The sequence below is a fragment of the Alkalihalobacillus trypoxylicola genome, assembly GCF_001590785.1.
Taxonomy (GTDB): Bacteria; Bacillota; Bacilli; order Bacillales; family Bacillaceae_D; genus Alkalihalobacillus; species Alkalihalobacillus trypoxylicola.
In genome coordinates this window covers 1-11,385 of sequence record NZ_LTAO01000026.1, presented here as the reverse complement: position 1 = coordinate 11,385, position 11,385 = coordinate 1, and the positions used below count along the sequence as shown (strand labels likewise).

The window sequence follows — 11,385 nt, the reverse complement described above, 5'->3', positions numbered from 1 at the left end:
GGAGATGACCCAGGCAGCTTAAATTCATTTTCAAAAATCAATAAAATGAAAATTGGATTCTTGCGTGATTCATGAGATAGGCTTTATGAAATTGATTCATTTAACAAATTTTTAATGACTCCTATTCATTATGTTCAATATGTTCTTTAAATGCTTTTTCTAGCTTCTGAACAACTTGGATAGGTTCATGACCTTCAATTTCATGACGTTCTACCATTACCTTGATTTCACCATCTTTTACTAAAGCAAATGATGGAGAAGAAGGAGCATATCCTGTAAAATATTCTCTTGCTTTTGAAGTCGCTTCTTTATCTTGACCAGCAAATACCGTGACATAACGATCTGGCTGAACATCATAGTTTTTCATATAAGCAGCTGCTGGTCTAGCAATGCCTCCCGCACAGCCACACACTGAATTCACCATAACTAATGTTGTGCCTTTATTTTGTAAAACTTGATCTACTTCCTCACTAGTTTTTAATTCCGTATAACCCGCCTCTGTAATCTCTTGTCTAGCTACTTGTACAACATCGTTCATGAAAAAATTAAATTCCATTGTAAAACCTCCTATTACATGATGTAAAACTTCTTTTTAAAGCCATTGTACATGGGATAGTATAAAAAAACCAATATTTTATTTCAACAAGCCAAAACCTTTATTGCAAAGCTTCTCTCAAAGCTTCTATATTTTGGTTCATGAGCGAGAAATAATCTTCTTGTTTCTCAATATCATTAGGCATAAGAACTTCTAGATTATGCAAGTATAAAGGTTCTGTATTCGTCTCAGACTGTACCACCTCAGCCATTTTTGAAGGGATATTTTGCTCAAACATAATATGGTTGATACTATATTCGGAAGTCATTTCGATAATTGCCTGAATCTGTTTTAAAGACGGCTCGTCCGTACCAGTCAATCCCGTAATCCCTATTTGCTCTAACCCATATCTTGTTTCCCAGTATCCATAACCTGCATGTGAAACAATAAATTGCGTTTTCGTTGAATTCATGACCATTTCTGCAAAATGGTGATCTAACTCTTCTAAGTCTGCTTTTAATTGTAAATAGTTATTCTCGAACTCCTCTTTTTGTTCTGGCAAAACTTCTATTAGTGATTCCGTTATATTTTCAGCCATTTTTATCGCTAATAGAGGATCAAGCCAAATATGAGGATCCTGGTCATGGTGATGATGTTCCCCATCACGATGATGATCTTCGTCATGCTCGTGTTCATCATGGTTGTGGTGCTCTTCGTCATGCTCATGTTCATCATGGTGATGATGATCCTTATCTTCATGTATATCAAGAGTATTGGTTGCTAATGAAATATCTTTTGATGCTTCTACTATCGTTACATCCTCTTTTTCAAGGGCTGTAATCAAGCTATTAACAAACCCTTCTAAACCAGCGCCATTATATAAAAACATATCTGCTTCGGCTACTTCAATCATATCTTTTGGTGTAGGCTCGAATGTGTGTGCGTCAGAACCAGCAGGGATCATATTTTTTACTTCTACATAATCTCCACCAATTTTTTCTGCAAAATCTTGAAGTGGATAAATCGTCGTAAAAATAGTTAGTGGTTCATCACCCTGTTCGTTCATCTCATTCTCTTGTTCAGAAGAATTTTCAGAAGCACAAGCACTTAATTGGATAAAACCTATCAATAATAAACTAAATATAAGTATTTTTTTATCGAACAACTTTAATCTCTCCTATTTCGTAACTATTACGCTTTACTACTGTTCGAATTATATCGGAATGTTTACGGTTTGTAAACTATTAAAGTTGTTGAATGATTTTCCAAAAGCTTTTATATCCGTTACGTATATTCTCTTTAGCTAAAGCAGAAAAAAAAGCACCTCACACTATGAAGTGAAAGGTACTGACTGACTTAATAGATAGATGTATGGTCTTCGTTTATTTTTTCAAGGTTTTCTTTAACCTGCGCAAGAAACTTCCCACAAATCAGTCCATCCAAGACACGATGGTCAATCGATAAGCATAAATTGACCATGCTTCTAATCGCTATCATATCACCTTGGTCTGTCTCTAAAACAACAGGGCGCTTCACAATAGATTCTATCGATAGTATAGCGGCTTGAGGAAAATTAATAATAGGTGTAGATAGGACTGAACCAAAAGCACCTGTATTATTCACTGTAAAGGTTCCTCCTTGAACATCTGCTGATTGCAACGTTCCTTTTCGTACCTTTGTCGCTAAATCATTAATTTCCCTTGCTAAGCCTTTAACTGTTTTTTCGTCTGCTGCTTTAATGACAGGAACAAATAAAGCCTCTTCTGTAGCGACAGCTAAAGATAAATTGATATCTCTTTTTTGAATAATTTTATTTTCTGCCCACATACTATTCATTTGAGGATAAACCTTAAGAGCTTCTACAATTGCCTTTGTAAAAAACGGAAGATAGGTTAAGTTAATTCCTTCTTTTTCTTTAAAAGAGGCTTTAACCTTATTACGGAAGTTGACTAAATTCGTCACATCCACTTCGATCATCATCCATGCATGAGGAGCCTCCTGCTTACTTCTGACCATATTAGCAGCTATCGCTTTTCGTATCGGCGTTAGTGGAATAGCAAGATCCCCTTCAGCTGTTGAGATACTATTTTCGACAGTATGTTTGCTTGTTACTTCTTTAGTTGGAGAATAGTCTTCATTTTTGATCGATGTTGGTTGTTTTTGGTCACCTTTATCGATGATTTGTTGTACATCTTTCCTTGTTATTCTACCACCTTTTCCAGTTCCCTCTATATCTTCTAATTGAATACCGTGCTCACTCGCCATTTTTAAAACAGCTGGAGAATACCGTTTACTTTGGTCCTGTTTGGTCGATTCCTTATTTTCAGAACCCTCATTTTGAGTGTCTGAAGCGGCTTCTTTTTCTGAATCAACACTATCATCTTTTTGTTCACTTTCAACTTCTATCGAGCATATGAGAGTTCCAACAGCTACCGTGTCATCTTCTTGAACAAATAATTCTTTTATGACTCCGGTGAAGCTCGAAGGGATTTCTGCATTTACTTTGTCTGTAACAACTTCTGCTATCGGTTCATATTTTTGAACGGTGTCACCCGGAGCAACAAGCCACTTATTAATCGTACCTTCTGTTACGCTCTCACCTAGCTGAGGCATTTTCATTTCTTTCTTCATTTGTAGGCTCCTTTCCCGTTAAAATTCCGCTAATTCTTTAATGGCACGTGCGACTTTATCAGGATTAATCATAAATCGCTTCTCCAAATTCGGAGCATAAGGCATAGCAGGTACATCCGGTCCAGCAAGTCTTTGAATAGGCGCATCTAAGTCGAATAAACAGTGCTCTGCTATAATCGCTGCTACTTCACTCATAATGCTTCCTTCTTTATTGTCTTCCGTTATTAAAAGTACTTTTCCAGTTTTACTTGCCGCTTCGATAATAGACGTCTGGTCTAATGGATAGACGGTTCTCAAATCTAATATGTGAGTACTTATTCCCTCTTGCTCCAGCTTCTCGGCTGCTTGAAGAGCAAAATGAACGGCAAGACCGTATGTAATAACTGTGACATCTGTTCCTTGTCGTTTGATATCTGCCACTCCAATTGGAAGTGTATAATCATCATCTGGAACTTCACCTTTAATTAGACGATAGGCTCGCTTATGCTCAAAAAACAATACCGGATCTTCATCACGAATGGCCGCCTTTAACAATCCTTTTACATCATAAGGTGTGGATGGCATCACAATTTTTAGTCCTGGAACATTTGCAAATAAAGCTTCAACTGATTGAGAATGATACAAAGCTCCATGTATTCCCCCTCCATAAGGAGCTCGGATAGTGATAGGACAAGACCAATCATTATTAGAACGGTACCTTATTTTGGCTGCCTCAGACACGATTTGATTGACTGCTGGCATAATAAAATCAGCAAATTGCATTTCCGCTACTGGACGCATTCCGTACATAGCAGCACCGATTCCAACTCCAGCTATTGCTGATTCTGCTAGAGGAGTATCAATGACTCTTTCTGAGCCAAATTGTTCATATAAACCCATCGTAGCTCGAAAAACTCCGCCTCTAGCTCCGACATCCTCTCCTAAAATGAACACTTGCTCGTCGCGTTCCATTTCTTCTCGTAGTGCTAAGGTTACTGCTTCTATATATGAACGAACTGCCATACTAAACTTCCTCCTTATTTGCGTAGACATGATCAAAAGCAGTTTCTGAATCTGCATATGGTGCTTCTTCTGCATATTCTGTTGCTTCATTAACCAACTTATCTACTTCTGCATGAAGGTCCTTCAATTGATTATCATTTAACAAATCAGCTTCTTTTAAATATTGAGCAAATGTAATAATGGCGTCTTTTTCTTTCGCCATATTTACCTCATCCTGAGAACGGTAGGTTTTATCATCATCATCACTTGAATGTGGCATTAATCTGTAACATACCGCTTCAATCAATGATGGCCCTTCGCCATTCAACGCTCTTTCATGAGCCTGTTTTACAGCTTCATAAACAGCCAATGGATCATTTCCATCAACGGTAACACCTGGCATTCCGTATCCAATTGCACGGTCAGATACTTTTTCGCAGGCTAGCTGTTTCTCTATGGGAACAGAGATGGCGTATTTATTATTCTCACACATAAAAATGACAGGTAACTTATGTACTCCTGCAAAGTTAGCACCTTCATGAAAATCTCCTTGATTAGAGGAGCCTTCTCCAAAAGTCGTAAAGGTAACAAACTCTTCTTTATTTAATCGACCAGCTAGGGCGATTCCTACAGCATGTGGAACTTGTGTTGTTACTGGTGAAGATCCGGTCACAATTCGATTTTTCTTTTGTCCGAAATGTCCCGGCATTTGCCTACCACCTGAGTTCGGGTCTTCCCCCTTGGCAAAGGCTGATAGCATTAAATCCTTTGCTGTCATACCAAAGCGTAATACTGTACCAACATCTCTGTAATACGGCAAAATATAATCCCTTTTTTCATCTAATGCGAATGCGGCTCCTACTTGTGCGGACTCTTGACCTTGACATGATACAACAAAAGGAATTTTGCCTGCACGATTTAATAACCACATTCTTTCATCAATTTTTCTAGCTAATAGCATCATTTTATACATTTCCAAAACATCTTCATCCGATAAACCTAACGCAATGTGACGTTCTTTTGACATCGTTTTTCCTCCCTACATATGGATAGCTAGTCCATCAACAGCAAGGGCAGCTTCACCCATGATTTCCGACAATGTCGGATGAGGATGGATCATTTCGGCTATTTCAAAATCAGCAGCATCTAGCACTTTAGCTAATGCAGCCTCTGAAATTAAATCTGTAACATGTGGTCCAATCATATGAACCCCTAATAAATCCTGATTGTTTTGATCGGCTATAATTTTTACAAAGCCTTCTGCTTCTCCATATACTAGAGCTTTTCCTATAGCTTTGAACGGGAATTTCCCCACTTTTATAGAATGCCCACGTTTTTTGGCTTCTTTTTCTGTTAATCCTACACTAGCAATTTCAGGACGACTATATACACATATCGGTACCGTTTGTTCGTCTACAGCTTCTACTTTTTTTTGCAAAATATGGTCAACAGCTTTCATTCCTTCATGAGTAGCCACATGAGCCAGCTGAAGACCTCCAATCACATCACCAATTGCGTAAATATGTGATTCCTTTGTTTGATAGTACTTGTTTACTTGAATAAAGCTGTTTTCTAGCTCTATTTCCGTATTACTAATTCCGATATCCTCAGTATTTGCCTTTCTTCCTACTGACACGAGTATCTTTTCAGATTGGAATAAGGTTACTTCGTTATTCACTTCTGCTTCAATACTTATGGATTGATTCTCTGTCTTTAAACTAGTACCATCTACTTTTGCATTCGTTACAATTGTAATCCCTCTGTTTTCTAATAACCGCTTTGCTTCATTAGAAATGTCCTGATCAGACTGAGGAAGTATGTCTTGACCATATTCAAGTATCGTAACTTCTACACCAAAGTCATTAAGCATAGAAGCCCATTCTACTCCAATAACCCCTCCACCGACAATGATTATCGATTTTGGTAACTCCTTTAATGCTAACGCACCATTCGATGTTAATACCTTTTCCTCATCCATATTCAATCCAGGAATGGTACTTGGAGAAGAGCCTGTAGCTATTATAACATTTTGAGGAACGAGCATTACATTTTCAGAACCATCATTCATCTCTACCGAAATCGTTCCGGGTGTGGGGGAAAAGATAGAAGGACCTAAAATTCTACCTGTTCCTTCATAAATATTAATTTTTCCCTTTTTCATTAATGATAGTACTCCTTGGTGCAGTTGGTTTACCACTTCTTCTTTACGTTTTTGAGCTTTAGTAAAGTTTAAAGTTAATTCACCAATTTCTACTCCATATTGCTCGGCTTTTTTTGCCGTTGCGTATACCTCTGCACTTCTTAATAATGCTTTACTCGGTATGCATCCATTATGTAAGCAAGTACCACCAACCTTAGCTTTTTCTACAATCGCAACTTTTAGGTTATGTTGAGCTGCTCGGATAGCGGCTACATATCCTCCTGTTCCTCCACCTAGAATGACTAGATCATATTCTTCAGCCATGTCTCTTCCTCCTTCAAAAGCTACCAACTAAATTCACTTTTCTTAAAGCTAGAAGTTTAATTATTTTCTTCGAGATAAAATGTGGTGACTATCTTGTAAAAACTGTCTTCTAGATTGTTTCATTCGAGCGATTCTTTCTTCAGCCATTCTATCAGCTGCTAGTGCTGTTGGTATTTGATCTCTTTGTGATATTTCAAAAACTTTTTCTACGTTTTGGTAAATCGTTTCGACTTTTTTCAAAGCTCGCTCACGATTGTATCCATTTAACTCATCTGCAACATTAATCACTCCACCTGCATTAATCACATAATCTGGCGCATAATAAATCCCTAATTCATGTAATATCTTACCATGGCGTTCTTCTTTTAACTGATTATTTGCAGCACCTGCAATAGCCTTTGCTTTTAATTGAGGTATAGATTGGTCATTAATAGATGCACCTAAAGCACATGGTGAAAAAATATCGCAATCTACTGCCCAAATATCTTGAGGATCAACTGCTTCTGCACCGAATTCCTCAACAGCCCGTCCGACAGCCTCTTTATTTATATCGGTTACAACCAATTTTGCTCCTTCTTCATGCAAGAATTTACACAAGTGATAGGAAACATTCCCAACTCCTTGCACTGCTACCGTTTTCCCGCTTAAATCAGGACTACCAAATGCAGCTTGAGCGGTTGCCTTCATACCAACAAACACTCCGTATGCGGTCACTGGAGAAGGATTTCCACTTGAACCATATTTAGCAGAAACACCAGTCACGTAATCGGTCTCCTGAAAAATTAGGTCCATATCTTCCTCGGTTGTTCCGACATCTTCTGCTGTTATGTATCGGCCATTTAGCCCTTGAATATAGCGGCCAAAAGCACGGAAAAGTTCTTCATTTTTATCTTTACGTGGATCACCTATAATAACGGTTTTTCCACCACCTAAATTAAGTCCTGCAGCTGCATTTTTATAGGTCATTCCTTTTGCTAAGCGCAAAGCATCTTGAAAAGCAGCTTCTTCATTTTCGTACATCCACATACGAGTACCGCCAAGTGCAGGTCCTAAAGTTGTATCGTGGATCGCAATAATTGCCTTCAAACCGGATGTTTTATCCTGACAAACTACTACTTGTTCATAATCATACTGTTCCATTTCTTCAAAAAGTTTCATTGTCTTACCTCCTCGTTCTTCCTACCAACCATCATGATTATAAAGTAATTTTTAGAAATACTTTACTACTATCATAATTGAACATTGGAAGAGAAGCACGTTTATGCTGTAGTAGAGTAATTGAGCAAAGCTTATCCTACTATATTCATTATTTTTCAATATTGATTTCTATTATATACAAAATTAAGACTATGTCCTAATTGTAGCTCTTATATTTACTCTCTTTACTATTACTCAAATTTCAAAAAGTTGCAACCTTTTAAGCTGTACAATCTTTTGTTTTTTGTTAAAATTGGAATAGCTTTTAAATAATTCTCAATTGAAAGAGGCATAAAAATGGGACGCTTTTTAGCACTAACAATATTAATTATTCCTGGAGTTATTGCAGGGTTTGGAATTAAGTTAATGAGAGACTCTTTATTTCAAATAAGTAATATTTCTTTTTTACCTTTAGCACTAGAGTTTGTTTTAGGTATTATTTTATTTTTGGCAGGATTAAGCTTTATCGCTGGCTTTATTTTTTATCGTGACAAAAAAAATGGAAAAATCCCTCCAAAAAAACAGAAGGATTTACAATAGATACAGATACTTATTGTGGCTTCTTCAAAAACAGCCCTAATTGATCAAACCAGTTTAATAATGGTCTTCTTTCAATAAAAGTCGTTAGCGATATACGTTCCGCTAATAACATGAAGATTAGAATTATACCGATCATCAGCCATTGTATTTGCGGTGTAGCTATTGTAATGGTCCAAAGAGCAAAAATAGCTCCAACTGTTGTTGCACCATTATCACCTAACATAGCAATTCGATGACCTTCCATTATAAGTAATATATACAATACAGTTAGTAAATAAACCACAATTGTAAAAGAAGGCGTAAAGCCATAAGCGAGTAGTATAAACCAGAAAACCAAGCTTACCTTCCATACCCGCAAAGGTCTCGTATCTAAAAGGTTGGTTAAATGAGGAAATAAAAATAGCAAAAAAAAGTACCTAAGTGCCGTTATGAGGTTATCTGGTTCAAATATTAATACCATATAAAACGCTGCTACAGCGGTACCGATAATTTTAATGATACCCGTTGTAATTTCTTTTTCATTCCACAAATATTTCAGATGACCCTTTATTCCTTTTGGAGCGTCCGCCCCTAATAAGTCATCTACAAAGCCTATTATCCAAATAATCACAATATAGACTAAGGCCATTTTGCTCGTTGCAATATAGTTGGATAATTGAAAGTCCGTTAAGAGAGAAAATGAGAACAATACGACAACCCCTAAGCTATAGGGTATTTCATTTCCTTCAAAATTACGAACCGTCCACCCCACTGATTGAAACGCATATAAACTTAAGACGGCCATTATAGGTAATAAAAATATAGAAATATACATTTTATACCTCTTTCCATACTCTTTTAATATCGATCCACTGCTTATAGCGATGCCAAACCCCTTTTAGTGTCCTTCCCATTTCTCGATGCATCATACTCGTTTCTATCTCCAGAATACTTGCTCTTGCTCGTATCAGTCTTACATTCATTTCTGTTTCAATTCCAAACCTCTTCGATTTTATAGGCATTAAATAAGGAAGCCATTTACGATGAAAAACTCTTTGACCAGATAATGGTGATTCTAAACGAACTCCCGTTTCTTTCCATATTAACGTTTGGACTCTTTTTTTAATAAAACCAAACCCTGCTTGTCTACCTGGTTTCATTTTTGAAATAACTAGATCTGCCTTATGATTAATCACCGCTTCAATTAATAAAGTAGCCTCGGATGCACTTTCGCCTAAATCAGCATCAAGGCATAATATGAAATCACCCTTTACTTTTTGAAATGCCTTTTGTAAAGCAAATCCTTTTCCATAATTCTTCGTTAAATGAATGACATGATCCGAATATTGACTAGCAATATCAATCGTACGATCAGTGCTACCATCGTTAATGACAATAATTTCTTTCGTATATGGTAAGGCTTTTACAGCTCTTAGTGTTTGTGCCAAACTATTTTGTTCATTGTAAGCTGGGATGACAACACTAATTGTTGGCAATTATAAACTCTCCTTTTTCCACTTGTCATATAATTTAAATGGTAAAAGTAATTGGCGAGAAATAGTCGTTAATAATTTAATGGTTTTGTTCACGCCTTTAAAACTTTCCGATAACTGAAACTGAATTTTATTGCTTCTATAAAGCTGATGAATTCCTTTCAAATCCGTCATTTTATTACCTGCTTGTATTCTACTTAAAATACTCGAACTCATCCCAGATCTACCTTTTTCCAAAAACTCACTCATACCTATACGGCAACCAATTAAGTAAAGATGCTTAGCATCGGACCAATAAGTTAAGTAAATAGCAAGGTCTTCACTAGTCCCAACAAAAGTAAATTCAGAAACTTTATCACAACCTAGTGCATTTACTCTTTCTATGGCAGGAGACTGTCCAGTAAGATAACGATGACAAATGATTTCCGCATCACATTTTAAGGATGTATTCGAAACAGAATCCATATCCCCAACGATGAAATGTGGCTTTAAGTCAAGAGAAAGTAGGCTATCAGCTGCACCATCTACCGCCACAATGATTGCATTTAACTGCTTTATTTTTTTCTTCATCGCTTTAATATCTTTTTCATAATAGGCATTCCTGGCAATAATAAAGACTGGTTTACCTTCTACCTTTTTCATACAATTAGGTAAACCTATAGGTTGCGAAAAATGGGCTAATTCTTTGTCCATGTAGGAAACAGAATTTGTGATAAAATTTTTGAAAGTTGAGGAGTAATTTTCCTTTGCTTGTTCATTCAATACATTTACTTTATTTAATTCATAAGGCTGTAAATCACATACCTTGTTTTGCTTAAAATAAAGTTGATTATTCAAAATCTCAACATAAACATCATTTAATTGTTCAAGAGCTCTTCGTTCTTGTTGTGTTTTAACGTGACAATCATATACTTCTATTCCAGCATGTAAAAGCCTCTCGACCTGATTGTGTTCATATTTACCACTCATTGAATTTTCTATATTCAAAATCACCTTTACTTCTTTCTTGATAAGTCCGTCTACGGCTAAACTATCCAAATCTTCGTGTTCTAACAAAACAATCTTATGATCTTTAGGTAATTGTTTCAGTAGTTTTTTTGTACTTGAATGAGAAAATAATAAACCTTCCATAGCATACCTAAAACCTTTCTTTTTCTCTTTGTTTTTTAGTATGTTCTATTAATCAAAAAAAAACGCTCTCATTATAAAAAAAGCGGAGGATATTTTATTCAAATAAATCAATTTCATCATTCATATCTTATAATTAAAACGGAACGAAAACCGAACATTTTGGTTTTTGATTTCCACTTTAGGTAGATGCTTTCCCAAGGGCTTGTCTTCAGCTAACTCCGACTTCGCAGGGCTTCGTCAGAGTGGATCTTCAAACGGCGCTGATCCTTTGGGAGTCACTACCTACCGTTTCAATCAAGAAGTTAGTTCACAAACATTCAAGACATTTTATAATGAAAACCGAACATTTTGGTTTTTGATTTCCACTTTAGGTAGATGCTTTCCCAAGGGCTTGTCTTCAGCTAACTCCGACTTCGCAGGGCTTCGTCAGAGTG

11 protein-coding genes are annotated in these 11,385 nt (G+C 36.5%); 1 reads left to right on the top strand and 10 read right to left on the bottom strand.

All coding sequences use genetic code 11. The features are described 5' to 3' along the window. Window positions 1-121 precede the first annotated feature (121 nt). From AZF04_RS15375 to AZF04_RS15345, 7 genes are all read right to left on the bottom strand, one after another. Window positions 122-556 carry a BrxA/BrxB family bacilliredoxin gene (locus tag AZF04_RS15375; RefSeq protein ID WP_045479844.1) on the bottom strand — a complete coding sequence of 145 codons (435 nt, stop codon included), beginning with the start codon at window positions 554-556 and terminating at the stop codon, window positions 122-124. Between the two features lie 100 nt (window positions 557-656). Beyond that, a complete protein-coding gene (locus AZF04_RS15370) occupies window positions 657-1,700 on the bottom strand; it encodes a metal ABC transporter solute-binding protein, Zn/Mn family (protein ID WP_061949504.1) in 1,044 nt (347 codons plus the stop codon). Window positions 1,701-1,891: 191 nt separating this feature from the next. Beyond that, window positions 1,892-3,166, bottom strand: a complete 1,275-nt coding sequence (locus AZF04_RS15365; RefSeq protein ID WP_061949503.1) for a dihydrolipoamide acetyltransferase family protein — start codon at window positions 3,164-3,166, stop codon at window positions 1,892-1,894. An 18-nt stretch (window positions 3,167-3,184) separates the two neighbouring features. Beyond that, window positions 3,185-4,168: an alpha-ketoacid dehydrogenase subunit beta gene (locus AZF04_RS15360; protein ID WP_061949502.1), complete on the bottom strand. Its 984-nt coding sequence runs from the start codon at window positions 4,166-4,168 to the stop codon at window positions 3,185-3,187. A gap of 1 nt (window position 4,169) precedes the next feature. Further along, window positions 4,170-5,174, bottom strand: a complete 1,005-nt coding sequence (locus tag AZF04_RS15355) for a thiamine pyrophosphate-dependent dehydrogenase E1 component subunit alpha (protein ID WP_061949501.1) — start codon at window positions 5,172-5,174, stop codon at window positions 4,170-4,172. 12 nt (window positions 5,175-5,186) lie between these two features. Next, a complete protein-coding gene (gene lpdA / locus AZF04_RS15350; RefSeq protein WP_061949500.1) occupies window positions 5,187-6,611 on the bottom strand; it encodes a dihydrolipoyl dehydrogenase in 1,425 nt (474 codons plus the stop codon). 60 nt (window positions 6,612-6,671) lie between these two features. Further along, window positions 6,672-7,769: a Glu/Leu/Phe/Val family dehydrogenase gene (locus AZF04_RS15345; protein ID WP_061949499.1), complete on the bottom strand. Its 1,098-nt coding sequence runs from the start codon at window positions 7,767-7,769 to the stop codon at window positions 6,672-6,674. A gap of 336 nt (window positions 7,770-8,105) precedes the next feature. Here AZF04_RS15345 and AZF04_RS15340 point away from each other — a divergent pair, with 336 nt between their 5' ends. Beyond that, entirely contained in the window at window positions 8,106-8,348 is a 243-nt protein-coding gene (locus AZF04_RS15340) for a DUF2627 domain-containing protein (protein ID WP_045479824.1), read from the top strand. Between the two features lie 10 nt (window positions 8,349-8,358). On the opposite strand, the gene AZF04_RS15335 is transcribed toward AZF04_RS15340, so the two are convergent. Genes AZF04_RS15335 through steA form a run of 3 tightly spaced genes read right to left on the bottom strand, consistent with a single transcriptional unit; the run spans window position 8,359 to window position 10,951 of the window. Then, window positions 8,359-9,162: a hypothetical protein gene (locus tag AZF04_RS15335; protein WP_061949498.1), complete on the bottom strand. Its 804-nt coding sequence runs from the start codon at window positions 9,160-9,162 to the stop codon at window positions 8,359-8,361. A gap of 1 nt (window position 9,163) precedes the next feature. Beyond that, on the bottom strand, window positions 9,164-9,823 hold the full coding sequence (locus AZF04_RS15330) for a glycosyltransferase family 2 protein (protein ID WP_061949497.1): 660 nt from the start codon (window positions 9,821-9,823) through the stop codon (window positions 9,164-9,166). Further along, entirely contained in the window at window positions 9,824-10,951 is a 1,128-nt protein-coding gene (gene steA, locus AZF04_RS15325) for a putative cytokinetic ring protein SteA (RefSeq protein ID WP_061949496.1), read from the bottom strand. Between the last annotated feature and the right edge of the window lie 434 nt (window positions 10,952-11,385).

Excerpts from the sequence above, each read along its gene's own strand:
- AZF04_RS15375 (WP_045479844.1), bottom strand. The coding sequence starts at position 556 with ATGGAATTTAATTTTTTCATGAACGATGTTGTACAAGTAGCTAGACAA.
- AZF04_RS15365 (WP_061949503.1), bottom strand. The coding sequence starts at position 3,166 with ATGAAGAAAGAAATGAAAATGCCTCAGCTAGGTGAGAGCGTAACAGAA.
- AZF04_RS15360 (WP_061949502.1), bottom strand. The coding sequence starts at position 4,168 with ATGGCAGTTCGTTCATATATAGAAGCAGTAACCTTAGCACTACGAGAA.
- AZF04_RS15355 (WP_061949501.1), bottom strand. The coding sequence starts at position 5,174 with ATGTCAAAAGAACGTCACATTGCGTTAGGTTTATCGGATGAAGATGTT.
- lpdA (WP_061949500.1), bottom strand. The coding sequence starts at position 6,611 with ATGGCTGAAGAATATGATCTAGTCATTCTAGGTGGAGGAACAGGAGGA.
- AZF04_RS15345 (WP_061949499.1), bottom strand. The coding sequence starts at position 7,769 with ATGAAACTTTTTGAAGAAATGGAACAGTATGATTATGAACAAGTAGTA.
- AZF04_RS15340 (WP_045479824.1), top strand. The coding sequence starts at position 8,106 with ATGGGACGCTTTTTAGCACTAACAATATTAATTATTCCTGGAGTTATT.
- AZF04_RS15335 (WP_061949498.1), bottom strand. The coding sequence starts at position 9,162 with ATGTATATTTCTATATTTTTATTACCTATAATGGCCGTCTTAAGTTTA.
- steA (WP_061949496.1), bottom strand. The coding sequence starts at position 10,951 with ATGGAAGGTTTATTATTTTCTCATTCAAGTACAAAAAAACTACTGAAA.